The organism is Ensifer adhaerens (assembly GCF_013283195.1).
Lineage (GTDB): Bacteria > Pseudomonadota > Alphaproteobacteria > Rhizobiales > Rhizobiaceae > Ensifer > Ensifer adhaerens_G.
This window is the reverse complement of sequence record NZ_JABEKT010000001.1, coordinates 2,394,294-2,417,806: the sequence shown is the minus strand read 5'-3', so window position 1 is coordinate 2,417,806 and position 23,513 is coordinate 2,394,294. Positions and strand designations below refer to the sequence as shown.

18 protein-coding genes and 1 riboswitch are annotated in these 23,513 nt (G+C 61.1%); of the genes, 6 read left to right on the top strand and 12 right to left on the bottom strand.

The window, feature by feature from the left end:
• Positions 1-36: 36 nt before the first annotated feature.
• The 3 genes from gcvP to gcvT are packed head-to-tail and all read right to left on the bottom strand — an operon-like array spanning position 37 to position 4,419.
• Positions 37-2,901 carry an aminomethyl-transferring glycine dehydrogenase gene (gene gcvP / locus LPJGGPFB_RS11495; protein WP_173420024.1) on the bottom strand — a complete coding sequence of 955 codons (2,865 nt, stop codon included), beginning with the start codon at positions 2,899-2,901 and terminating at the stop codon, positions 37-39.
• Complete coding sequence (gene gcvH / locus LPJGGPFB_RS11490) at positions 2,901-3,263, bottom strand: glycine cleavage system protein GcvH (protein WP_025427112.1); 363 nt, start codon at positions 3,261-3,263, stop codon at positions 2,901-2,903. The genes gcvP and gcvH overlap by 1 nt, the downstream gene beginning before the upstream one ends.
• 16 nt (positions 3,264-3,279) lie before the next feature.
• On the bottom strand, positions 3,280-4,419 hold the full coding sequence (gene gcvT / locus LPJGGPFB_RS11485) for a glycine cleavage system aminomethyltransferase GcvT (RefSeq protein ID WP_173420023.1): 1,140 nt from the start codon (positions 4,417-4,419) through the stop codon (positions 3,280-3,282).
• A gap of 145 nt (positions 4,420-4,564) precedes the next feature.
• Positions 4,565-4,652: riboswitch (glycine riboswitch) on the bottom strand.
• A 161-nt stretch (positions 4,653-4,813) separates the two neighbouring features.
• On the opposite strand from gcvT, the gene LPJGGPFB_RS11480 reads away from it, so the two are divergent.
• Positions 4,814-5,203, top strand: a complete 390-nt coding sequence (locus LPJGGPFB_RS11480; protein WP_173420022.1) for a hypothetical protein — start codon at positions 4,814-4,816, stop codon at positions 5,201-5,203.
• 94 nt (positions 5,204-5,297) lie between these two features.
• Entirely contained in the window at positions 5,298-6,275 is a 978-nt protein-coding gene (locus tag LPJGGPFB_RS11475; RefSeq protein ID WP_173420021.1) for a DUF1775 domain-containing protein, read from the top strand.
• Between the two features lie 28 nt (positions 6,276-6,303).
• Here the strand turns inward: LPJGGPFB_RS11475 and LPJGGPFB_RS11470 are convergent, their stop codons facing one another.
• From LPJGGPFB_RS11470 to LPJGGPFB_RS11460, 3 genes are all read right to left on the bottom strand, one after another.
• Positions 6,304-6,663 carry a hypothetical protein gene (locus LPJGGPFB_RS11470; RefSeq protein WP_173420020.1) on the bottom strand — a complete coding sequence of 120 codons (360 nt, stop codon included), beginning with the start codon at positions 6,661-6,663 and terminating at the stop codon, positions 6,304-6,306.
• 411 nt (positions 6,664-7,074) lie between these two features.
• Positions 7,075-7,389 (bottom strand): chaperone modulator CbpM, encoded by a 315-nt coding sequence (locus LPJGGPFB_RS11465; RefSeq protein WP_173420019.1) that lies wholly within the window; start codon positions 7,387-7,389, stop codon positions 7,075-7,077.
• Positions 7,386-8,306, bottom strand: a complete 921-nt coding sequence (locus LPJGGPFB_RS11460; RefSeq protein WP_173420018.1) for a DnaJ C-terminal domain-containing protein — start codon at positions 8,304-8,306, stop codon at positions 7,386-7,388. The genes LPJGGPFB_RS11465 and LPJGGPFB_RS11460 overlap by 4 nt, the downstream gene beginning before the upstream one ends.
• 254 nt (positions 8,307-8,560) lie before the next feature.
• Here LPJGGPFB_RS11460 and LPJGGPFB_RS11455 point away from each other — a divergent pair, with 254 nt between their 5' ends.
• The gene (locus LPJGGPFB_RS11455) at positions 8,561-8,803 is read left to right on the top strand and encodes a hypothetical protein (RefSeq protein WP_173420017.1); all 243 of its coding nucleotides are present in this window, start codon (positions 8,561-8,563) and stop codon (positions 8,801-8,803) included.
• Between the two features lie 297 nt (positions 8,804-9,100).
• Positions 9,101-9,229 carry a hypothetical protein gene (locus tag LPJGGPFB_RS33445; RefSeq protein ID WP_268833758.1) on the top strand — a complete coding sequence of 43 codons (129 nt, stop codon included), beginning with the start codon at positions 9,101-9,103 and terminating at the stop codon, positions 9,227-9,229.
• Positions 9,230-9,448: 219 nt separating this feature from the next.
• On the opposite strand, the gene LPJGGPFB_RS11450 is transcribed toward LPJGGPFB_RS33445, so the two are convergent.
• Complete coding sequence (locus LPJGGPFB_RS11450; protein WP_173420016.1) at positions 9,449-11,548, bottom strand: catalase; 2,100 nt, start codon at positions 11,546-11,548, stop codon at positions 9,449-9,451.
• Between the two features lie 421 nt (positions 11,549-11,969).
• Between LPJGGPFB_RS11450 and LPJGGPFB_RS11445 the strand changes: the two genes are divergently transcribed.
• Complete coding sequence (locus LPJGGPFB_RS11445) at positions 11,970-13,139, top strand: extracellular catalytic domain type 1 short-chain-length polyhydroxyalkanoate depolymerase (RefSeq protein ID WP_173420015.1); 1,170 nt, start codon at positions 11,970-11,972, stop codon at positions 13,137-13,139.
• A gap of 194 nt (positions 13,140-13,333) precedes the next feature.
• On the opposite strand, the gene LPJGGPFB_RS11440 is transcribed toward LPJGGPFB_RS11445, so the two are convergent.
• From LPJGGPFB_RS11440 to uvrA, 5 genes are all read right to left on the bottom strand, one after another.
• Positions 13,334-13,660: a GNAT family N-acetyltransferase gene (locus tag LPJGGPFB_RS11440; RefSeq protein WP_173420014.1), complete on the bottom strand. Its 327-nt coding sequence runs from the start codon at positions 13,658-13,660 to the stop codon at positions 13,334-13,336.
• 187 nt (positions 13,661-13,847) lie between these two features.
• A complete protein-coding gene (locus LPJGGPFB_RS11435) occupies positions 13,848-17,651 on the bottom strand; it encodes a vitamin B12-dependent ribonucleotide reductase (RefSeq protein ID WP_173420013.1) in 3,804 nt (1,267 codons plus the stop codon).
• A gap of 746 nt (positions 17,652-18,397) precedes the next feature.
• Positions 18,398-19,201, bottom strand: coding sequence for a DUF72 domain-containing protein (locus LPJGGPFB_RS11430; RefSeq protein ID WP_173420012.1), 804 nt, complete (start codon positions 19,199-19,201; stop codon positions 18,398-18,400).
• A 41-nt stretch (positions 19,202-19,242) separates the two neighbouring features.
• Complete coding sequence (locus tag LPJGGPFB_RS11425) at positions 19,243-19,710, bottom strand: GNAT family N-acetyltransferase (RefSeq protein WP_173421019.1); 468 nt, start codon at positions 19,708-19,710, stop codon at positions 19,243-19,245.
• 44 nt (positions 19,711-19,754) lie between these two features.
• Positions 19,755-22,676: an excinuclease ABC subunit UvrA gene (gene uvrA / locus LPJGGPFB_RS11420; protein WP_173420011.1), complete on the bottom strand. Its 2,922-nt coding sequence runs from the start codon at positions 22,674-22,676 to the stop codon at positions 19,755-19,757.
• A gap of 280 nt (positions 22,677-22,956) precedes the next feature.
• Here uvrA and LPJGGPFB_RS11415 point away from each other — a divergent pair, with 280 nt between their 5' ends.
• The gene (locus tag LPJGGPFB_RS11415; protein ID WP_077503570.1) at positions 22,957-23,508 is read left to right on the top strand and encodes a single-stranded DNA-binding protein; all 552 of its coding nucleotides are present in this window, start codon (positions 22,957-22,959) and stop codon (positions 23,506-23,508) included.
• Positions 23,509-23,513 lie beyond the last annotated feature (5 nt).

Here is a 23,513-nt window from a genome sequence, read left to right as displayed (position 1 = left end):
GGCGCGCCGTCGTGGCGCGCCCCGCTGTTCGCAAGCTTACTCCGCTGCTTCCGCGTAGCTTTCCAGCGGCGGGCAGGTGCAGACGAGGTTGCGATCACCGAAGACGTTGTCGACGCGATTGACCGGCGACCAGTACTTGTCAACCCGGAATGCGCCCGGCGGGTAGCAAGCCTGTTCGCGCGAATAGGGACGATCCCAATCGCCGACCAGGTCTTCGACCGTGTGCGGTGCGTTCTTCAGCGGATTGTTCAGCTTGTCCATCCGGCCTTCCTCGATGGCGCGGGCTTCCTCGCGGATTGCCAGCATCGCATCGCAGAAACGATCGATCTCGGCCTTGGTTTCCGATTCGGTCGGCTCGATCATCAGGGTGCCGGCAACCGGCCAGCTCATGGTCGGAGCGTGGAAGCCGCAGTCGATCAGGCGCTTGGCAACGTCGTCAACAGTCACGCCCGCGCTTTCGACCAGCGGACGGGTGTCGATGATGCACTCATGCGCCACACGGCCCTTGGACGACTTGTAGAGCACCTCATACGCGCCCTTCAGCCGGGCAGCGATGTAGTTGGCGTTGAGGATCGCCACCTTCGTCGCCTGGGTCAGTCCTTCGCCGCCCATCATCAGGCAATAGCTCCAGGAGATCGGCAGGATCGAAGCCGAGCCGAAGGGGGCCGCCGAAACCGCACCGTCATTGCCATCCGTTTCCGGGTGACCGGGCAGGTAGGGCGCCAGATGCGCCTTGACGCCGATCGGGCCCATGCCGGGACCGCCGCCGCCGTGCGGGATGCAGAAGGTCTTATGCAGGTTCAGGTGGCTGACGTCGGAGCCGATGTCGCCAGGGCGGGCAAGACCGACCATGGCGTTCATGTTGGCGCCGTCCAGGTAAACCTGGCCACCATGCTTGTGCACGATCTCGCAGACCTCGCGAACGTTCTCCTCGAACACGCCGTGCGTCGAGGGGTAGGTGATCATGCAGCACGAGAGGTTTTCCGCGTACTGCTCGGCTTTCGCACGGAAATCGTCCATGTCGATGTCGCCGTTTTCGCTCACCTTGATGACGACAACCTTCATGCCAGCCATCTGGGCGGAGGCCGGATTGGTGCCGTGCGCCGAGGTCGGGATCAGGCAGACGTCGCGGTGATCGTTACCCTGCGCCAGGTGGTAGGCGCGGATCGTAAGGAGACCGGCATATTCGCCTTGCGCGCCGGAGTTCGGCTGCATGGAAATCGCATCATAGCCGGTGACGGCGCAGAGCTTTTCCGACAGATCTTCGATCATGTGCTGGTAGCCGGCTGCCTGATCCTTGGGAACGAAAGGATGGATTTCGGCAAATTCCGGCCAGGTGATCGGAAGCATCTCGGCCGTGGCGTTGAGCTTCATCGTGCAGGAACCGAGCGGGATCATCGCCCGGTCGAGCGCGAGGTCGCGGTCGGAAAGACGGCGGATGTACCGCGTCATTTCGCTCTCGGCCCGGTTCATGTGGAAGATCGGATGCGTCAGGTACTCGCTGGTGCGCAGGAGCGGCTGCGGCAGACGGTAGCCGGGCTCGAACTCTTCCACCTTGAAGTCGCCGCCAAAGGCGCGCCAGACGGCTTCGAGCGTGACGGGGCGCGAGCGCTCGTCGAGGCTGATGCCGATCTTGGTCTCGCCGATCTTGCGCAGGTTCACTTCCTCGGCGACGGCAGTCTTGAGGATGATGCCCTGCAGCTTGCCGACATCGACGGTGATCGTGTCGAAGAACACGTCCGGCTCGACGGTGTAGCCGAGCTTTTCGAGGCCCATGGCGAGACGAACGGTCTTCTGGTGAACGCTCTGGGCGATCGCCTTGATGCCCTTCGGTCCATGGAAGACAGCATACATCGAGGCCATGACAGCCAGAAGCACCTGCGCGGTGCAGATGTTCGACGTCGCCTTTTCGCGGCGGATATGCTGTTCGCGGGTCTGAAGCGACAGGCGATAGGCGCGGTTGCCGCGGGCATCGACGGAGACGCCGACGAGGCGGCCCGGCATCGAGCGCTTGTGCGCGTCCTTGACGGCCATGTAGGCGGCGTGCGGACCGCCATAACCGACCGGAACGCCGAAGCGCTGGGTGCAACCGATGGCGATATCGGCGCCCATTTCGCCCGGCGACTTCAGCAGCGCCAGTGCCAGCGGGTCGGCAGCGACCGTTGCGATAGCACCGGTCTGGTGCAGGCGCGCGATCAGGCCGGTGAAGTCGTTCACCTGGCCGTAGGTTCCCGGATACTGGAAGATGGCGCCGAAGACGTCGACCGGATCGAGATCGGTGAAGGGATTACCGATGATGATCTGCCAGCCGAGCGGCTCGGCACGGGTCTTCAGAAGCGCGATCGTCTGCGGATGGCAATTCTCGTCGACGAAGAAGGCCTTCGCCTTGGACTTCGAGACGCGTTCGGCCATGGCCATCGCTTCGGCGGCAGCCGTCGCTTCGTCGAGCAGCGAGGCGTTGGCGACGTCGAGGCCCGTGAGGTCGCAGACCATGGTCTGGTAGTTGAGCAGCGCTTCCAGGCGGCCCTGGCTGATTTCCGGCTGGTAGGGCGTGTAGGCCGTGTACCAGGCTGGATTTTCCAGGATGTTGCGCTGGATGACCGGCGGCGTGATCGTGCCGTAATAGCCCTGGCCGATCAGCGACACGAGCTTCTGGTTGCGGTTGGCCGTTTCGCGCATCTTGTCGAGCGCTTCGCGCTCGGTCATCGGCGCGCCCCAGGCGAGCGGTGTCTTCTGACGGATCGACGGCGGCACGGTGTCGTCGATGAGCGCGTCGAGCGACGGATAACCGACGACCTTCAGCATCTCATCCATTTCCGCCGGCGACGGGCCGATATGACGCCGGTTGGCGAAGTCATACGGCTTGTAGTCGGTAAAGGTGAAGTCCTTGGGCATGCTCATCAGGCGACGAGCTCCTTGTAGGCCGCTTCGTCGAGAAGGGCGTCGGCTGCGTTCGGATCGGCGAGTTTCAGCTTGAAGAACCAAGCAGCGCCCTGCGGGTCGCTGTTGACCAGCGACGGGTCGTCGACGATCGCCTGGTTGACTTCGACGATTTCGCCATCAAGTGGACAATAGACGTCGGATGCTGCCTTGACGGATTCGACAGTCGCGGCCGTGTCGCCCTTTGCGAAGGTGGAGCCGGTTTCCGGCAGTTCCACAAAGACGAGATCGCCGAGCTGGCCGGCCGCGTGTTCTGTGATTCCAACCGTTGCTACGCCAGCTTCGACCTTCAGCCACTCGTGTTCGTCGGTGAACTTCAACATTTGCGCTCTCTCCTGATCAGCGTTTGTAGGTTTGTTTGACAAAGGGCAGGGCGGTGACGACGACAGGCAGATACTTGCCGCGCACCTCCGCATAGACGGCCGTGCCGTTGTCGGTATGGGTGGCGTCGACGTAGCCCATGGCAATAGGGCCATCGACGGTGGGGCCGAAGCCGCCTGAAGTCACCTTGCCGACGAGCGTCTTGCCCTCGGTGTCGGCAAACAGATTGGCACCACCGCGCACGGGTGCCCGGCCCTCGGGCTTCAGGCCAACGCGGCGGCGTGACGCGCCTTGAGCGAACTGGCCAAGAATGCGATCGGCGCCGGGAAAGCCGCCCTCGCGAGCGCCACCGGCGCGGCGCGCCTTCTGCATCGCCCACTCGATCGCGCCTTCGACCGGCGTCGTGGTGGTGTCGATATCGTTGCCGTAGAGACAAAGGCCGGCTTCCAGACGCAGCGCATCGCGCGCGCCAAGGCCGATCGGCTTGACATCAGGGTGTTCGAGCAGACGCTGGGTCACATCGGCGGCCGAGATCGAGGGAATCGAAATTTCAAACCCGTCTTCGCCGGTGTAGCCGGAACGCGAGATGATGCAGGTCACGTCATGCAGATCGGCTTCGGCGACATCCATGAAGCGCATGGCCGAGACATCGGCCCACAATTCACCAAGGACCGCCTCTGCGTGGGGACCCTGCAGCGCAATCAGCGCCCGGTCATCGAGCATCGTGACTTCGCAGCTGTCGGAGAGACCTTTCTTCAGGTGTTCGAAATCCGCATCCTTGCAGGCGGCGTTGACGACGAGGAAGAGGTGGTCGCCCCGGTTGGCGATCATCAGATCGTCCAGAATGCCGCCTTCGGCATTGGTGAAGATCGCATAGCGCTGACGGCCTTCGCCAAGGCCGAGCACGTCGACCGGCACCAGCTTTTCCAGCGCCAGAGCCGCGTCCTCGATCTTGCCGGACTTCGGCCGGACGATGACCTGGCCCATGTGCGAGACGTCGAAAAGGCCTGCCGCAGTGCGCGTATGCAGGTGCTCCTTCATCACGCCATCAGGGTATTGAACCGGCATCTCGTAGCCGGCAAAGGGCACCATGCGGGCACCCAGCGAAAGGTGCAGCGCACGCAACGGCGTATGTTTCAAATGGGAAATGTCTTCCAACTCCGGCCTCCAGGTCTGGCGCGCGCACGCGCCGGCTCACACTTCCGGCGTCAGACGCCGTCAAATTCGAGCCCCCTCTGTCCCTTTGCCTGAGATTGTTATCCCTTCGGCGAGCGTCAAAAACGCTTCTCTCCAGAGTCCTACCGGCACCTTGCTGGTCCTTTGGCCTGAGAGTTTCCGGGGCGGTTGCTCCTTCGGCACCGGAACGAACCGGTTTCTCCCAACAAGATCGCCTCCAAATAACGGCGAACCTGTGAACTTGGCAAGGGGGCGGTGTCGCGGTCAAACACATTTTTGTCGCAGCGATTTTCCGGCGCGACAAACGGGTGCGTCAATTCTGCCTTTGCATTCTCCTCTGCTTGAGGATAACTCAGGATCGATACCGGGGACGACAATGACTAGGTGTAAGGGACATTTGCCGATTGCTGTGCGCATTGTCGCCGCTCTCGCGCTTGTGTTCCTGTCCTTCGCCCATAAGCCGGCGATGGCGAAAAGCCTGCCGCCCGGTGAGATTGCAGCTTACCAGCTCCCCGATGGAACCATCGCCGAAATCTGCTTCGGAACGGATGGCGTCGACCACGATAGCGGCAAGTCGCAATCCATGGCGCCAGTCTGCGAAGCTTGCCGGCTCGCAGGCGCGGCCCTCCTGCCGACGCCGCCACAGCAAAGCGAACGCGCCGAGACCGGCAATTGGCTCGCCGGCTCGAAGCAGGCGCACGACGATGTCGCCATCAAGCAGGTCCGCCTCCTGCCGCCGCCGCGCGGACCTCCTCAACAGTCGTAACGCTTCCAAACGCATTCAATTCAATGCGCCGCGTTGGCGGCATCGACCACGGCAGGACCGGGCTCCCACCGGCCCGTGGTCAGGAGATTACGACATGAACACGACCAGACTGACTGTGCTTACCCTCGGCCTCGCGCTCACGACCGCCGGCATCGCTCACGCCCACGCGACATTTGAAAACGACACCGCCCAAGCCGAAAAGAGCTTCAAGGCGGTGCTGCAAGTCCCGCATGGCTGCGACGGCAAGGCAACGACAGAAGTGCAGGTGAAGCTGCCCGAAGGCTTCGTCTTCGCCAAGCCACAGCCGAAGCCCGGCTGGGAGCTGGAAATCATCAAGGGCGACTACAAGAAAACCTATGACAATCACGGTGACAAGGTTTCGTCCGGCCCGGTCGAAATCCGCTGGAAGGGTGGCAATCTGCCCGACGAATTCTACGACACCTTCGTGGTCAAGGGTAAGGTCTCGGGCTTTGACAAGGAAACGGTGCTTGCTTTCCCGACCGTGCAGTTGTGCGGCACGGACGGCAAGGTGGTCTGGGACCAGGTTGCGGCTGAGGGGCAGAGTGCACACGATCTGAAGAGCCCAGCTCCTACAGTGACGGTGAAGTTGACCACTGGCGGCGACGAGCACGCCGGCCATATGGCCGCTGACGGGCCAATCAAGCTGGGCGACCTCGAAATTTCAGGCGGCGCAGCCAAGGCGATGCTGCCCGGCGCCAAGGTCGGCGGTGGCTTCCTGACGATCAAGAACGGTGGCGGTGCCGATGATCGCCTCGTGGCAGTCGAAAGCCCGGTCGCGGGCCGTGTCGAAATCCATGAAATGGCGATGGAAAACGATGTGATGAAGATGCGCAAACTCGACGACGGTGTCGTCATCCCCGCTGGCGAAACGGTCGAACTCAAGGCTGGCGGCCTGCATCTGATGTTCATGCAGGTGTCGAAACCGTTTGCCGAAGGCGAAACGGTGCCGGTGACACTGGTCTTCGAGAAGGCCGGCAAGGTCGATGCCAAGCTTGCCGTGGGAACGGCGGGCGGTGGTGCTGCCGCAACCGGCGGTCACTCGCACCACTGAACGACCCGACAAGACGAACTGCGTTGCCTCAGGCGGCGGCGCCGCTCTCATCGTCATCGCCGGCAGGGTCCTCCTGCCGGCTTTCGCTTTCGTGGTCTTGCGACGCGTCGTCGTCCTCGCGCATGTATTCGAGATAACGACGCAAGGTTTCGGCCTCGGTCTGCTGAGGCAGACGGCCATCGGCGCTCATCAGCATCAACGATAGCGGAAGCGCACCCTTCATCTTCGGGACGGAAGCAGGCGTGATCGCCGGCTCACTGGAACGGCGAGGCGAAAGCAAGGTGATCGCCTCGTCCGCCGGGCCATCGCCGGACACGCGCGCCTTCGGCTTGACGGCTTCTGCCGCATAGGCCGCTGTAGTCGCGGATACCGTAACGACCTGTACCAAGGTCTTCACCTGCCTTCGTTGTTGTCAATCCTTTCCGTTTTGCGCGATTTCACTTGAAGCCCGGTGAAAACTGGCAGCCGCCTTTTAGTCAAATCCTAACGATTGCCGGAAATGGCAGCGCCATATGTGGCCAGGCGACTGGTGATCGTGACCGCACACGATGCCAATGCGGATTTTAATCCGGAGATAGTGGTAATACAGAAGGCGGCGGACGCCGGCATGGCCGTAAAGGTGAAGGGACACCGATGTCCGTTGCGAACAAGACCGTTTGCGCCGGATGCGTCGCAGTTTGTCAAACGGATGCAAGCCATGGGCGCCATGATGCGCAACGACTACGACTGCTCGAGTTCGCCAACACCCTGCTTCTGGCGAAAGCTTTGGAATTGCCGCAATTCCGGTGGTCGCAGTCGATTATTCGTCGTCCACGCGAGACAGGATAAGCCTCTGAACATCAGGATCCTGACTGCGGATCGCCGTCATCAAAGCGCGCAATCGGCCGCGCAGGCCGTGGATCTGATCGAGAAGTTGCATGGCGACGTCGACGCCGTCGTTGTTGACCCCCATGGGGCCGGTCAGGTCCTGGATCAGGCGGGCGCGGGCAAGATCATCCTCTTCGAAGATCCAGCCGCTGTCTTCCCGGCGCGGCACCAGCCAACGCTGTTCGACCCAGACTTGGAGCACCGTGACCTCGATTTCGAGGTGTTCGCAAAACTCGCTATCGTTCATGCGTTGCCTCCCAGGTTCTTGCGGGGATCCTCTGCCTTGCCGGCTGCCCATCCTTCAACGAAGGCAGCGAGCGACGGATCGGCATGCGGCGCAAGCGTGATCTTCAGCGTCACATAGGCATCGCCGTGGCCGCCACCCGGCTTGCGCATGCCCTTGCCCTTCAGCCGCAAGACCTTGCCGGTATTGGAGTGCGGCGGGATGGTGACATTGACAGCCCCATCCATCGTTGGAACGCGGATCTTGCCGCCAAGCACCGCTTCGCTGAGCGAAATAGGGATATCGTAGCGGACATCCTCACCGTCCACCTGGAACAGCGGATGCGGCCGCACACGGATGTCGATCAGCGCGTCGCCGGCGGCGGCGCCGTTGTGGCCAGGCTCACCCTTGCCACGCAGGCGCAGCGTCTGCCCATCGCGCGTGCCCGGCGGGATCGTCAGATCAAGGGCCGGCCCGCCACCCGGCAGGCTGATCTGCTTCTTGGCGCCATTGACCGCCTCAAGCAGATCGATCTCCATGGAAAAATGTAAATCCTGCCCGCGCATGGATTGCTGACCCCGACCACGACGAGAAAAGAAGCTGGAGAAGATATCGTCCTTGTCGCCGAAATCCTGAAATCCGTGGGCGCTTTCATAACGCCCGGCGGTGCCGCCGGCGCCGGCAAAGTCGCGGTAGAAGTTGCGCGGCGCCGTCTCCGCGCCGGTCTCGTCGATCTCGCCGCGATCGAACTTGCCGCGCTTCTCCTCGTCGCTCAAAAGCGCATAGGCAGCCGATACCGCCTTGAAACGCTCCTCCGCTCCCTTGTCTCCGGGATTGAGATCAGGATGAAGTTTCTTGGCGAGCTTGCGGTAGGCGCTCTGAATGTCTTTCTGCGTGGCGTCCCGGCTGACACCAAGGGTTTCGTATGGGTTGCTCGGCATGCGGACTCCTTCAGACTGAAGCGATCGGCAGCGGATCAGGGTGGGGCCATACAGCTCACATGTCCCAATCCATTTGGGTAGTCGGTCGCTTGAGGACAAGCATAGGGCAGCCGCGCCGAAACGACAGGCCGAAAGCGAACGGCGACCGGTTTGTGCTCTCATTTCGCGCGTGGACGGTTTCTGCTACAATCCCGATTTCAGAACCATTCGAAAAAGTCAGCGTTCTCGCTCGGTGGTTTTAAACGGAGGCCGACATGTCCGTACGCCTGCAGCTTGCCATCATGGTTGGGCTGATGATCAACGCGGTGCTCTTCGGCATCGGTGTTGTAATCGTTCTCTCCATCCCGGCGCTGGCCGACAACGCCAAATACGCTCTGCCTGTCGTGGTCGTCACGTGTTTCATCCTGACGCCCTTCATCGCCTGGCTGATGGCGCCACGCCTCAGGCTGCGCTACTGGCGAGAGCGGGAGCAATCGGGCAAGCATCTGTCGACGTGAGATTTCGTCTCGGTCTCTCCGGGGGCTGGCTTAACTCTAACGGCCAGAGACAGCGTATCGTTTGTATCGTGCGCCCTTCAGCAAGAGCTGTGACACCGAGCCGCGCCCAAAAATGTGCCATTGCAGTACGCGCAGGCGTTGAAAACATCACAGACAGGCACAAATTAGCTTTTAACAATCAACGCCCTTGATAGATACTCCATGGAGTATCATAGAATTGCTGGGTCAAATCGTCATGCGTCGCTTCGGCGGTAGCGCACGGCCGAATGTCAAACGACGCTGAAGGAGCAAAAGCCTATGAAAACCGCGATGTTGCTACTCGTTCTCACCACCCTGTCTGCCTGTGCGCAAACCACGGGTAGTCTGGGTGTGGGTTATGTGGGCGGCGACGGCGACTATTACCAGGGCATCGTCGCACCGAAGTAATCCGGCGAAGCAGACGGAAATGCCATAGAAATGGGCATTTCGCCAAAACGGCTTCGGTTGCACGGGTGCGATCTCCCACGCTCCGATCAACCGAACCGGTGATGCCGGCGGCAGTCGTTGAAGAACAAAGCACCCGCATGGCGACACGAGCGGGGGCTTTGGCAACCGGGAAGGCCGATGATTGGTCCGGCCCAAGAGAACGGCTGATGGCGTTAGAAGCTACGCCAGCGCGCGGACCTTCGGCTCACGATCCCAATACCGCGTCGCTGCGGCCTCGACAAAACTCGTGCCCACCAATCCAACAATGCCAGCATCCGGCGCCACGCCCGCCTTATCCAGCAGAGGCTTCGATGTTTCGCTTGAGCCTATTGCCTTCAAGTGGCCAAATGCATCCATAACCCATTGAACTGCAGCTGCCTGCTTGGCGAGATCGATGGCAGAAGCATTCGAGAGGACGAGGGCAACAGCGTCGAAGAGCTGCGACGGGGATCCAGCCAATTGCCCGTCCGCCTTCATGATGTTCTCATCGGAGAGCCTGGCTCCACCTATCCTCGGTGAAACAAGGAAGGCAGTGCCTCCCGCTTTCTCGACCGCCGCCACAATCTCCTTCAACTCTGCTGCATCTGTGCCATCAGCGATCAGGATTCCGACTTTACGGCCGGTGAGGAGAGCCTTCATGTTCGCATGGATACTCAGCGCCGGTGAAGGCTCCATGGCGAAAGGTTCCCGCGCTGTGGGGCTCTTGTCCGGCAGCACCAGACCGAGACCATCGGCCACACGCATGGCCAGATCCTCGTCGACATTGCGCAGGTTGGCGAGCATGCGTGGAGGAACTTGCGCAAGTTGGACCTTGGACAACTCAAAAACGAATGACGAGGCGATATGGGCCTGCTCGGTCGGCTGTTGCGATATCCAGAACAATCGGGCCTGGCTGTAATGATCGGCAAAAAGCTCACCGCGTGCGCGTAACTTGCCCCCCTGTTCGTGCAGGTCGACTCGGCCTTCCGATGTGCTGAACCCCGTCCTCGGGCACTCGCGCGGGCCACCAGCTTCGCCGTGCTCGGCAAGACTGTTGGGCTCATAGTTCGCGCGCCCCTTCGGGACGTTCATCTGCATCTGTCCGTCGCGCTGAAAATTCATTACGGGACATTTGGGCGCATTGATCGGGATCTGATGAAAATTCGCCGTTCCAAGCCTGGATTTCTGCGTGTCGAGATAACTGAACAAGCGACCCTGCAGGAGAGGATCGTTGGAAAAATCCACCCCCGGCACGATGTTGGCTGGGCAGAAAGCGACCTGCTCGGTCTCTGCGAAGAAGTTGTCGGGGTTTCGGTCCAGAACCATGCGACCGACAATCCGGATCGGGATCAGCTCTTCTGGAATGAGCTTTGTCGCATCGAGCACGTCATAGGGCTGAGCGTCGGCAAATTCCTGGTCGAACAGCTGCAACCCGAGTTCCCATTCGGGAAAGTTGCCGGTCGCAATGGCTTCCCAAAGGTCGCGGCGATGATAGTCGTTGTCAGCAGCCTGCAGCTTCAGGGCCTCATCCCACACGGTCGATTGAATGCCGAGCTTCGGCTTCCAGTGGAACTTGACGAAAGTCGATTTGCCTTCGGCGCTGACCAGACGGAAGGTATGGATTCCGAAACCTTCCATCATGCGCAATGAGCGCGGAATGGTACGGTCGGACATAGCCCACATCAGCATGTGGGTCGTTTCCGGCATCAGGGACGCCCAGTCCCAAAAGGTGTCGTGAGCGCTGCCGGCTTGAGGGAAGGCGCGGTCGGATTCCATTTTGACGGCATGAACAAGATCGGGAAACTTGACAGCGTCCTGGATGAAAAAGACGGGGATGTTGTTACCGACCAGATCCCAATTGCCTTCCCGGGTGTAGAACTTCACCGCAAAGCCGCGAACATCTCTTGGCGTGTCGACCGACCCTGCGCCGCCAGCCACCGTCGAAAAGCGGGCAAACAGCGGTGTTTTCTCGCCCGCCCGCTGAAATAGGTCAGCTTTGGTTATATCGGCGAGGGATTCGAAAAGCTCGAAATACCCGTGAGCACCGGATCCTCGGGCATGAACGATGCGCTCGGGAATGCGCTCGTGGTCAAAATGAAAGATCTTCTCCCGTAGAACGAAGTCCTCCAGAAGCGTCGGGCCACGGTCTCCCGACCGAAGGCTGTTCTGGTTATCGCTGATGCGGATGCCTTGATTTGTCGTCAGATGGGCCGCATCCGCCGTATCCTCGTTGTGTTCGGAGACCTGCTGATGTGTTTCTCCGCCTTCGCCCTTGCGAGTTTCAAAGGTATTCTTTGCCATGAGGTTTCATCCTTGCTTGCGCGTAATGTCTCGCCGCGGCCCGCAACAGCCAAGTTTAGAATTCGGCTTGTGCGGCGAGATCGCCGACCCATCTCAAGCATCGCTGATGTGAAAATCCGGCGTACACGTTATTGGTTAGAGCGTGCCGCCGAATTCTGCATCGAAAGCTGCGACCGGCATGAGCACCGAAGCTCCATCTGCTGTTGTCGGGAACACGAAGACGCAACCCACCGGCGGACGGATAGTTCCCCGACGTCTGAAATAAACGCTTTCAAGGTTCCGGATAGAAAGCTGCCAGGTGTTCTCCTGGTATTCTAATGTCAGCTGGCAATATTTTGTGCAGTGCAGCAACCAATCCGTGGTGAATGCGTTGGGAGGTGTTAGCGCCGTTTTGGCCGTTGCACCATGAGGGATGCCTGAAATGAGAAATCTGCAGGACACCATTGCCCGCCTTGCCGCACTCAAAGCCGCCTACGGTCAGGTGAACGCGCATTCCACCCGTGACCGCCTGAAGGATTTTGCCATAGCGGGCGCCAACCCTGGAGCGCTCAAAGCCCGGATGTTCGTTCCACAAAACCTTGCCGTGGGTGCTCCATTGGTGGTCGTCCTGCACGGCTGCACCCAGAACGCAGCCGCCTATGACGAGGGCTCGGGGTGGTCGAATCTGGCCGATCGATACGATTTTGCGCTTCTTTTCCCGGAACAGCAGCGCGTCAACAATGCCAACCTCTGCTTCAACTGGTTTGAACCTGGCGATGCGCGACGCGACGCCGGTGAAGCCCGCTCGATCCACGAGATGATCGAGACCATGGTTTCGACCTACAATTTGGACCGAAGCCGCATCTTCATTGTCGGCCTTTCGGCCGGCGGCGCGATGTCATCGGTGATGCTGGCGAGCTACCCCGAGGTTTTCGCGGGCGGAGCGATCATCGCAGGATTGCCCTTTGGCACGGCAACATCCATTCCGGAAGCGTTCGACCGTATGCGGGGGCATGGTGGTCCCGGCGAAACCCAGCTTCAGACGCTGATTCGCAGGGCATCGCCCCACAAGGGACGCTGGCCGACGATATCGGTCTGGCACGGCACCGCCGATGGCACGGTCGACGTGTCGAACATGGAGGCGATCGTTCGGCAATGGACGGGGCTTCACGGTGTCAAAACGACCGACTTCACCAGCGAGCCTGAAAAAGGTTACCTACGCCGGGTCTGGCGCGACGCCGATGGACGACAGGTCATCGAAACCTATGCCATCCAAGGGATGGGCCACGGCACGCCGTTGGCGACAGCCGGTCCGGATGGTTATGGCAAGGTGGGCCCCTATATGCTGGAAACCGGCATATCCTCCACGTTACGGATTGCCAGCTTCTGGGGGCTTGTGACCCTTGCTGCTGATCATCGGCCAAACGATGAGAAGGACGCGAAGTCGGAGGGTTTCGTCCATACGGGTGACATCCTTATGCCGGGCACGCTCGTCAGCGAGAATGAAGAGGAGCAGGCGAGACGGCGTCAGACCGGAGCGGGGAAGGTACCCCCCTCCGGCGTCCAGAAGATCATCGAAGACGCTTTGCGCGCCGCGGGGCTGATGAAATAGACCCGCTACGGCGTCCGGGCGACAACTCAAATCCGGGCGCCGCCGGCAGCAAATCGTATGGCGTCAATCAACTGTCTGGCATGGCCGAGCCGGCTCTTCAGTCCCACTGGCAGCAGCCAACACGATCCAATCGCCAACCGTTAGCGCCATGTCTGCGTCGCGAGACGCATGCCATCTGCATGCGGGTGTCGAAGCTAAAACCGTTTCTTCAGGAAGTAACGCGGTATTGCACCGGGCCCGCCTTCCAACTGACCGAAAACCTCAAAGCCCAGCTTCTCGTAAAAGGGCCGCGCCTGAAACTCGAACGTATCGAGCCAAAGGCCGATGTAGCCGCGGTCCCGCGCGACCTTCTCCGCCTCCGCGATCACCCGTTGCCCCAAGCCCTGGCCGCGCAGGTTTTCCGGTATTGCGAGATAGCGGATGAAGGCCCAACCATAGCCATCCGTCGCATAGAGCCCGCCGATAGCCGCTTTCGTTTCGGGATTGCGGATGAGGACCGCAAAGCCCGGCTGGTCGACCATACCGCTATGCGCATCGTTATAGGCATCGAGCGTCGCGACTATCGCACTTACGTCGCGTCTGGGGCAATCAGGTTAGACGAAGATCCGGTGCCCTACGGAACGCGAAAGGCGCCCAAGCAAAAGGGCGCCTTTCGTTTCTAGTCTTGCACTGCACGCACGCAAATTCAAGCTATGAGTGCAGCAATGATCAGCTGCAGCCGCTGGTCGCGCCGCAGGTGTCGCACTTCTCGCAGGTGCCGTTGCGCACCATGGTGAAGTTCTGGCACTCGGAGCACATATTGCCGGTGTAGCCCTGCATGATCGAGCGGGCGCGGCGTTCGGCTTCGAGCTTCTTGGCATCCGACTTCGCCGATGCCGCTTCGGCCGCGGCCTTGTCGGAGAAAAGGGCCGTCACTTCCGTGACCGTCTCGGTCGTTTCCTCGGCGATCTCTTCGGCAAGTTCCGCCGCACGCTCCTCATAATCGCGCTTGAAGGCGACGATTTCGGAGGTTGCAATCGACGTCGTCTGCTCGATCTTGCGGACCGTGTTGCCGGCGATCGAGGTGACCGTTGCACCGGACGAGGCGCGGGCAGGGGCTGATGTCGCCGATCCCTTCGGCTCCCCGGCGCGGTCGGCCGTGCCACCGACGATGGTCGGCTTGTAACCGCGGGTCCAGCCGGTGGAGATCAGGTTGGTCTTGCCTTCCTGGATACCCTTGCCGAGCGCCGTGTTGCTGAAGTCGGACGTGTCGACATGGGCCAGATCATGACGGCCGAGGTAGGATACGGCCAGTTCACGGAAGACGTAATCGAGGATCGACGTCGCGTTCTTGATCGCGTCATTGCCCTGGACCATGCCGGCCGGTTCGAACTTGGTGAAGGTGAAGGCCTCCACATATTCTTCCAGCGGCACGCCGTATTGCAGGCCGAGCGAGATGGCGATGGCGAAGTTGTTCATCATCGCACGGAAGGCGGCGCCTTCCTTGTGCATGTCGATGAAGATCTCGCCGAGACGGCCATCACCGAATTCGCCGGTGCGCAGGTAGACCTTGTGGCCGCCGACGACAGCCTTCTGGGTGTAACCCTGGCGACGGTTCGGCAGCTTTTCGCGGGCGCGGATCACCTTCTCGATGACGCGCTCGACGATCTTCTCGGTGATGGTCACGGCCTGGGCTGCGGCCGGTGCCTGGATCAGATCCTCCAGCGCATCCTCATCGTTCTCGTCTTCGATCAGCGAGGCGTTCAGCGGCTGCGAGAGCTTCGAACCATCGCGATAAAGGGCGTTGGCCTTCAGCGCCAGCTTCCAGGACAGCATGTAGGCGTTCTTGCAGTCCTCGACGGTCGCCTCGTTCGGCATGTTGATCGTCTTGGAGATGGCGCCCGAGATGAACGGCTGGGCGGCAGCCATCATGCGGATGTGGCTTTCGACCGAGAGGTAACGCTTGCCGATCTTGCCGCACGGGTTGGCGCAATCGAAGACCGGCAGGTGTTCGTTCTTGAGGAACGGCGCACCTTCGAGCGTCATCGCACCGCAGACGTGGATGTTGGCCGCTTCGATGTCCTTCTTCGAGAAGCCCATGTGCTCGAGCAGGTTGAAATCCATCTGCGCGAGCTGCTCGTCCGTGACCTTCAGGGCGCCCTTCAGGAAGTCAGCACCCAGCGTCCACTGGTTGAAGACGAACTTGATGTCGAAGGCCGACTTCAGGGCAGCGTTGACAGCCTCGATCTTCTCGTCGGTGAAGCCCTTGGCCTTCAGCGTCGAGGGGTTGACGGCCGGTGCCTGGTTGAGGTTGCCATGGCCGACGGCATAGGCTTCCATCTCGGCAAGCTGGCTTTCGGAGTAGCCAAGCGAGCGCAGGGCTTCCGGAACGGCGCGGTTGATGATCTTGAAGTAACCGCCACCGGCGAGCTTCTTGAACTTGACCAGCGCGAAGTCAGGCTCGATGCCGGTGGTGTCGCAGTCCATGACAAGGCCGATCGTGCCGGTCGGCGCGATGACGGTCGACTGGGCGTTGCGGTAGCCGTGCTTCTCGCCGAGTTCCAGCGCCTTGTCCCAAGCACTCATGGCGTGGATGACGAGGTCCTGGTCGGGATTTTCGCTGTGGATGAGCGCGACCGGGTTGACCGAGAGGCCCTCATAGCCCGTCGTCTCACCGTAAGCGGCGCGGCGATGGTTGCGGATGACGCGCAGCATGTTGTCGCGGTTCGGGGCAAAGCCCGGGAACGGCCCAAGCTTGGCGGCCATTTCCGCCGAGGTGGCATAGGAAACGCCGGTCATGATCGCCGTCAGCGCGCCGGCAATGGCGCGGCCTTCGGTGGAGTCATAGGGAATCCCCGACGACATCAGGAGGCCGCCGATATTGGCATAGCCAAGGCCGAGCGTGCGGTATTCGTAGGAGAGTTCCGCGATCTCGCGGGACGGGAACTGCGCCATCATCACCGAGACTTCGAGAACGACGGTCCACAGCCGCACGGCGTGTTCGTAGTCGGCGATGTTGATGCGCTTCGTCGCGGCATCCTTGAACATCATCAGGTTCAGCGAAGCGAGGTTGCAGGCGGTGTCGTCGAGGAACATGTATTCCGAGCACGGGTTCGACGCGCGGATCGGGCCGGCGGCGGGGCTGGTGTGCCAGTCGTTCATCGTCGTGTTGAAGTGCAGACCCGGATCGGCCGACGCCCAGGCGGCGTAGGAGATCGATTCCCACAGATCGCGCGCCTTCAGCGTCTTCATCACGCGGCCGTCCTTGCGGGCGGTCAGGTGCCAGTCGCCATCGGCTTCCACGGCGCGCAGGAAGTCGTCCTTGATCGAGACAGAGTTGTTGGAGTTCTGGCCCGAAACCGTGAGGTAGGCTTCCGAATCCCAGTCGGTGTCGTAGGTCTTGAACTCGAGGTCCTTGTAGCCCTGCCTGGCAAACTGGATGACGCGCTGGACGTAGTTTTCAGGAACCAGCGACTGCTTGGCAGCGCGGATCTCGCGCTTGAGCGCCGGGTTCTGCTTCGGGTCGTAGCAGGCGTCGTCGGTGCCGTCGCAGTTGACGCAGGCCTTCATGATCGCCTTCAGATGCTTGGCGACGACCTTCGAGCCGGTGACGAGCGCTGCAACCTTCTGCTCTTCCTTGACCTTCCAGTTGATGTATTCCTCGATATCCGGGTGATCGATATCGACGACGACCATCTTGGCGGCGCGACGGGTGGTGCCGCCCGACTTGATGGCGCCGGCTGCGCGGTCGCCGATCTTCAGGAACGACATCAGGCCCGAAGACTTGCCGCCGCCCGAAAGCTTTTCGCCTTCGCTGCGCAGGTGCGAGAAGTTGGAGCCGGTGCCGGAACCATACTTGAACAGGCGCGCTTCACGCACCCACAGATCCATGATGCCGCCCTCGTTAACGAGGTCGTCGGCAACCGACTGGATGAAGCAGGCGTGCGGCTGCGGGTGCTCGTAGGCGGACTTGGACTTGGTCAGCTTGCCGGTGAAGGGGTCGACGTAGAAGTGGCCCTGGCCGGGGCCATCGATGCCATAGGCCCAATGCAGGCCGGTGTTGAACCATTGCGGCGAGTTAGGCGCAACGCGCTGGGTGGCGAGCATGTAGGCAAGTTCGTCACGGAAGGCGGAGGCGTCTTCTTCGCTGGCGAAATAGCCGCCCTTCCAGCCCCAGTAGGCCCAGGTGCCGGCCAGGCGATCGAAAACCTGGCGGGCATCGGTTTCGGAACCGTACTGTTCGTCCTTCGGCAGCGCCTTCAGCGCTTCTGTGTCGGGAACCGAGCGCCAGAGGAAGGAGGGGACATCGTTCTCCTCGACGCGCTTCAGCTTCGCTGGCACGCCAGCCTTGCGGAAATACTTCTGGGCGAGAATATCGGCGGCAACCTGGCTGAACTGCGCCGGCACATCGATATCTGCGAGACGGAAGACGATCGAGCCGTCGGGATTCTTGATTTCACTCGTAGCTTTACGGAACTCTATCTCCGCATAGGCGGATTGCCCGGCCTTGGTGAAACGACGTTCGATCAGCATTGTCCCGTGTCCTTCGTGTTGCCATGCGCCCGCCACAGGCGCAATTGTCCCCGCCCGGCCGCGGAGCCATTCCGCAGCCAGTCTCAGCTTCCGTTCTTGAAGGGAAACCCAGATTTGGGTGACCCTGTATCTTGTGAGATAGGCTGGCTGCAAGCACTAAATATAGTATTAACAGCTTCCTGATGCCAGCCAAATGTTGCTCAAGCGGGGAACCCGCGCTTGCCGCATGTCAGAACCGACGATTTCGAGAAATGAACCGGGCTCAAAACATTCCGGTCCGCCGCCGTCGCAACGTGAAATCCATTAACCGTGAATCGTCCTAGGGCGTCAAGGGGTGGTTTGTGACGGAAGTTTGAGCGCTAGATGTTGTGTGGATCGACTGTGGAAAACGGGGAAAGCGGCCAATGCCTTGAAAATCAGGCACTTCGGCAGTTTGCCTGCGACGCTGCCGCAGCGGCAGGCGAAAAATCAAAATTTTGAAGGGTAAAAAAGCATATAAATGGTACCCCCAGGGGCAGTCGCGGTTGCACAAGCGGCGGCGATGTGACGGGCAGCGCAAATTGATTCGTTTGCCGATATGGAGGCGCCCATATAGCGCCTTGTCGGGGAGGCGCGGGGCTGTCCCCGCACCTGAAACGATGGCCCAAACAGCGTGGCAAGCCTTGACCCCACTTGCCGTGAATCGCGTGTTGCGGTCGGGCGCAAGGCTACCGCCAAACCGCGCCGCACTTCTTGTGCGGCGCGGTTTAGTCGACGCGCTTCTGCAACTCGCGCGCACCGTTCGGTGCGTTCACCTTGCCTTCGGTGATGAAGAAGGCAAAGACATCACGCGGCTCCTTCTTGGCCTTGCGATCGGGCGCACTCTTGGCAAGTCCCTCCGGCTCTCCCCCGGCGGCAAACGTCCTGGCGCGATCCGCCCAGAGGTCGAGTTGTTCCGGGGCGTAGCAGGTCTTGATATCGTCGCTGCCCTTTTGCAGGCGCAGATAGACGAAATCGGCGGTAACATCGGCGATCATCGGATAGTCGGCGTGTTCTGCCAGCACGACGGCAACCTTGTATTTTTCAAGCAGCTCCACGAAGTCAGGCGCCTGGAACGTCGGGTTGCGCACCTCGACGACGTGACGAAGCGGCAGGCCGTCCTGCTTTACCGGCAGGAGCTTGAGGAAGCCTTCGAAATCCTCCGGCTCGAACTTCTTGGTCGGCGCGAACTGCCACAGGATCGGCCCGAGATGGGGGCCGAGCTCCGTCAGCCCCTGCGTCAGGAATTTCTGCATGGATTCACCGGCCTCGGCCAAAACCTTGCGGTTGGTGACGAAGCGGCTGGCCTTCAGCGAGAAGACAAAATCCTCCGGCACTTCGGAAGCCCACCGGGCGAAGGTCTCGGGCTTCTGCGACGAATAATAGGTGCCGTTGACCTCGATCGCACGCAGTTCCTTGCCCGCAAATTCGAGCTGGCGCTTCTTCGACAGGGTCTCGGGATAGAACGAGCCCTCCCATGGCTCGAACGTCCAACCGCCGATACCAACGCGGATCTTTCCGGAATTCGTCATCCCATCCTCCTCATGGCGGCACAGTCAGGCCGCATGTCAATTTACTCGGACGCCATCTGCCCCGCGGGCTTGGCCATATCCACCAGCATCCACCCTGGTCGATAGGGGTTCGGCCGGCGACCCGTTTCTTGGAAACCATAGGCTCGGTAGAGTGCGATGTTTCGCTCCATCCGCGCATTGGTATAGAGCCGGACCTCCGGCACGCCCCATTCGACGGCTTGCGCATCCACAAACCGCAATAGCTCAATCCCGAGACCCTGACGTTGGAAAGGGGGCGCGACCGCAAGACTAAAGATCAGGAGGTGATCTTCGTGACGTTCGAAAACCGCAAGGGCCGACATCACGCCATCATCGTCGCGAAGCCATACCTCTTCGCGCTCAATGCGAGGTCCATAATCCTCGGTCACAGGCAAGGGCGGCCCGCCGAGCAGCTCAGTGTAGGGCGCGTAAGCTGCAAAGGTGATGTCCCGTACAACGGGCAGGTCGTCGGTCGTCGCCGGACGCATCATTGCGAAGCCGGCGACAGCGTTCTTACCAGCGTTGCCCGATACGCTCACTCAGCCGCCTCAACCTTTTTCATCGGACGACGCTCCAAGAGTTCCTTCAGGAATTGGCCGGTATAGGAACGCGGCTCCTTAACAACGTCCTCCGGTGTTCCCTTGGCAATGACCTCGCCGCCGCCGTCGCCGCCTTCGGGACCAAAGTCGATGACCCAGTCTGCGGTCTTGATGACTTCGAGATTGTGCTCGATGACCACGACCGAGTTACCCTGGTTGACGAGTTCATGCAGAACTTCAAGAAGCTTGGCCACGTCGTGGAAATGCAAGCCAGTTGTCGGCTCGTCGAGGATATAAAGCGTGCGCCCTGTCGAACGCTTCGACAATTCCTTGGCGAGCTTGACGCGCTGGGCTTCGCCGCCTGACAACGTATTTGCCTGCTGGCCGACCTTGATATAGCCGAGGCCCACCTGGTTCAGCGTCACCAGCTTGTCGCGCACGGCCGGAACGGCGGCAAAGAACTCCACACCTTCCTCGACGGTCATGTCGAGCACGTCGGCGATCGACTTGCCCTTGAAGTGCACATCCAGCGTCTCGCGATTGTAGCGCTTGCCGTGGCAGACGTCGCAGGTGACGTAGACATCCGGCAGGAAGTGCATCTCGATCTTGATGACGCCGTCGCCCTGGCAGGCTTCGCAGCGCCCGCCCTTGACGTTGAACGAGAAGCGACCGGGCTGGTAACCGCGGGCCTTTGCTTCCGGCAGTCCGGCGAACCAGTCGCGGATCGGAGTGAAGGCACCTGTGTAGGTCGCCGGGTTCGAGCGCGGCGTGCGTCCGATCGGCGACTGGTCGATGTCGATCACCTTGTCGATATGCTCGAAACCGTCGATACGATCGTGTTCAGCCGGGTTTTCACGCGCGCCCATGATGCGGCGGGCAGCAGCCTTATAGAGCGTCTCGATCAGGAAGGTGGACTTGCCACCGCCGGACACACCCGTCACCGCCGTGAAAATGCCAAGCGGAATGGACGCCGTGACATTCTTCAGGTTGTTGGCGCGGGCACCGACGACCGTGATTTCCTTTTTCTTCTTCGGCTTGCGGCGCTCGCTCGGAACGGCAACCGACAGCTCGCCGGAGAGATACTTGCCGGTCAGCGACTTCGGATTGGACATGACGTCGGCGGGCGAGCCCTGCGCGATCACTTCGCCACCATGGATGCCGGCGGCCGGGCCGATGTCGACGACATAGTCGGCCGTCAGAATGGCGTCCTCGTCGTGCTCGACCACGATCACCGTGTTGCCGATGTCACGCAGATGGCGCAGCGTCTCGAGCAGGCGGGCGTTGTCGCGCTGATGCAGGCCGATCGATGGTTCGTCGAGCACGTAGAGCACGCCCGTCAGACCGGAACCGATCTGCGACGCCAGCCGGATGCGCTGGCTTTCACCGCCCGACAGCGTACCGGAGTTGCGCGACAGGCTCAGATATTCGAGACCGACATCGTTGAGGAAGCGCAGGCGGTCGCGGATCTCCTTGAGGATGCGAACTGCGATCTCGTTCTGCTTGGTGTTGAGGTGCGAAGGCAGCACCTCGAACCAGTCACGGGCGACGCGGATCGACATCTCGGTGATCTGGCCGATATGCAGCGTGTCGATCTTGACGGCGAGCGCTTCCGGCTTCAGGCGGAAGCCGGCGCAGGCCGGGCAGGGTGCTGCCGACATATAGCGCTCGATCTCCTCGCGCGCCCAGGCACTGTCGGTTTCCTTCCAGCGGCGCTCGAGGTTGGGCACGATGCCCTCGAAATTCTTGGTGGTGTTGTAGGAGCGCGCACCGTCTTCATAATGAAAGACGATCTTTTCTTCCGTGCCATGCAGAATAGCCTTCTGCGCATCGGCTGACAGCTCGTTCCAGCGGTTGCCGAGCTTGAAGCCGAAAACCTTGCCGAGCGCTTCCAGCGTCTGGTTGTAATAAGGCGACGACGACTTGGCCCATGGAGCGATGGCACCGTCGCGCAGCGTCCGGTGCTCCTCCGGCACGATCAGCGCCGTGTCGATCTTCTGCTGGCTGCCGAGACCGTCGCAGGTCGGGCAGGCGCCGAAGGGATTGTTGAACGAGAACAGCCGCGGCTCGATCTCGGAAATGGTGAAACCCGAGACGGGGCAGGCGAATTTTTCCGAAAACAGCACGCGCTCGTGCGTTTCGTTCAGCGACTTGTTGGCCGAACCTCCGGCAGCGGTCTCTTCCGGCGGCAGCGGCTTGTCGGCAAATTCGGCAACAGCCAGACCGTCGGCGAGCGTCAGGCAGGTCTCCAGGCTGTCGGCGAGGCGCGAGGCAAGATCCGGCCGAACGACGACGCGGTCGACGACGACGTCGATGTCGTGCTTGTACTTCTTGTCGAGGGCAGGCACCTCGGCGATTTCGTAGAAGGTGCCGTCGACCTTGACGCGCTGAAAGCCCTTCTTCATCAGCTCGGCGAGTTCCTTCTTGTACTCGCCCTTGCGGCCGCGCACGAGCGGCGCGAGGATATAAAGGCGGGTGCCTTCACCGAAGGCGAGAACCCGATCGACCATCTGGCTGACAGTCTGGCTTTCGATCGGAAGCCCGGTCGCCGGCGAATAGGGCACGCCGACACGCGCGAACAGCAGACGCATGTAGTCGTAGATCTCGGTGACCGTGCCGACCGTCGAGCGCGGGTTGCGCGAGGTCGTCTTCTGTTCGATCGAAATCGCCGGCGACAGGCCGTCGATCTGGTCGACGTCCGGCTTCTGCATCATCTCGAGGAACTGGCGCGCATAGGCCGAGAGGCTCTCGACGTAGCGACGCTGGCCTTCGGCATAAATGGTATCGAAGGCGAGCGACGACTTGCCGGAGCCGGAAAGCCCCGTCATCACGATCAGCTTGTTGCGCGGCAGATCGAGATCGATGCCCTTGAGATTGTGCTCGCGCGCGCCACGAATGGAGATGGTCTTGAGTTCGCTCATCGGAAGCCAGCTTTTGCATGTCTGTTGAAAGCCCCCTATGTAATGACGCTAACGCCCATGTCGAGGCGCAATCGGCAAAACTGGTGGCCATTTCGATTCGGTTGACAGGATCATAGGGAAATACTAGAACAAAGAAAGAACAAACATCGTGCAAATCGACTAAATCTGTTGTGGATTATGCATGATGCGGGGCGTATCCGCCGCAACAGACCGCTAAGATGCGCGCTCTTGAAATTCGAAAGCAGCGCCGGTGGCGCGGCAAAACCACGGGAAAAGCAATATGGCTGGTAGCGTCAACAAGGTGATCTTGGTCGGAAACGTCGGGGCAGACCCGGAAATCCGGCGCACGCAGGATGGCCGGCCGATCGCCAACCTGCGCATTGCTACATCGGAAACCTGGCGCGACCGCAACAGCGGCGAGCGCAAGGAAAAGACCGAATGGCACACCGTCGTCGTCTTCAACGAGGGCCTGTGCAAGGTCGTCGAGCAATACGTCAAGAAGGGCGCCAAGCTCTATATCGAAGGTGCGCTGCAGACCCGCAAATGGCAGGACCAGACCGGCAACGACCGCTACTCGACGGAAATCGTGCTGCAAGGCTTCAACTCCACGCTGACCATGCTTGATGGTCGCGGCGAGGGCGGTGGTGGTGGCGTCAGCCGTGGCGGCGGTAGCGACTTCGGTGGCGCCAGCAGTGGTGGTGGTTACGACGATTACGACCAGCAGCCGCGCCAGTCCTCCGGCGGCGGTCGCTCCGGCGGCGGCCAGGGTGGTCAGGGCAGCCAGGGCGGTGGCAACTTCTCGCGCGATCTCGACGACGACATCCCGTTCTGAGCCAC

Coding starts and splice junctions, on each gene's coding strand:
- LPJGGPFB_RS11450 (WP_173420016.1), bottom strand. CDS start 11,548: ATGGCAAAGAATACCTTTGAAACTCGCAAGGGCGAAGGCGGAGAAACA.
- LPJGGPFB_RS11480 (WP_173420022.1), top strand. CDS start 4,814: ATGACTAGGTGTAAGGGACATTTGCCGATTGCTGTGCGCATTGTCGCC.
- uvrA (WP_173420011.1), bottom strand. CDS start 22,676: ATGAGCGAACTCAAGACCATCTCCATTCGTGGCGCGCGCGAGCACAAT.
- LPJGGPFB_RS11440 (WP_173420014.1), bottom strand. CDS start 13,660: ATGGTCGACCAGCCGGGCTTTGCGGTCCTCATCCGCAATCCCGAAACG.
- gcvH (WP_025427112.1), bottom strand. CDS start 3,263: ATGTTGAAGTTCACCGACGAACACGAGTGGCTGAAGGTCGAAGCTGGC.
- LPJGGPFB_RS11445 (WP_173420015.1), top strand. CDS start 11,970: ATGAGAAATCTGCAGGACACCATTGCCCGCCTTGCCGCACTCAAAGCC.
- LPJGGPFB_RS11460 (WP_173420018.1), bottom strand. CDS start 8,306: ATGCCGAGCAACCCATACGAAACCCTTGGTGTCAGCCGGGACGCCACG.
- LPJGGPFB_RS11455 (WP_173420017.1), top strand. CDS start 8,561: ATGTCCGTACGCCTGCAGCTTGCCATCATGGTTGGGCTGATGATCAAC.
- LPJGGPFB_RS11475 (WP_173420021.1), top strand. CDS start 5,298: ATGAACACGACCAGACTGACTGTGCTTACCCTCGGCCTCGCGCTCACG.
- LPJGGPFB_RS11465 (WP_173420019.1), bottom strand. CDS start 7,389: ATGAACGATAGCGAGTTTTGCGAACACCTCGAAATCGAGGTCACGGTG.
- gcvP (WP_173420024.1), bottom strand. CDS start 2,901: ATGAGCATGCCCAAGGACTTCACCTTTACCGACTACAAGCCGTATGAC.
- LPJGGPFB_RS11425 (WP_173421019.1), bottom strand. CDS start 19,710: ATGATGCGTCCGGCGACGACCGACGACCTGCCCGTTGTACGGGACATC.
- LPJGGPFB_RS33445 (WP_268833758.1), top strand. CDS start 9,101: ATGAAAACCGCGATGTTGCTACTCGTTCTCACCACCCTGTCTGCCTGT.
- LPJGGPFB_RS11435 (WP_173420013.1), bottom strand. CDS start 17,651: ATGCTGATCGAACGTCGTTTCACCAAGGCCGGGCAATCCGCCTATGCG.
- LPJGGPFB_RS11430 (WP_173420012.1), bottom strand. CDS start 19,201: ATGACGAATTCCGGAAAGATCCGCGTTGGTATCGGCGGTTGGACGTTC.
- LPJGGPFB_RS11415 (WP_077503570.1), top strand. CDS start 22,957: ATGGCTGGTAGCGTCAACAAGGTGATCTTGGTCGGAAACGTCGGGGCA.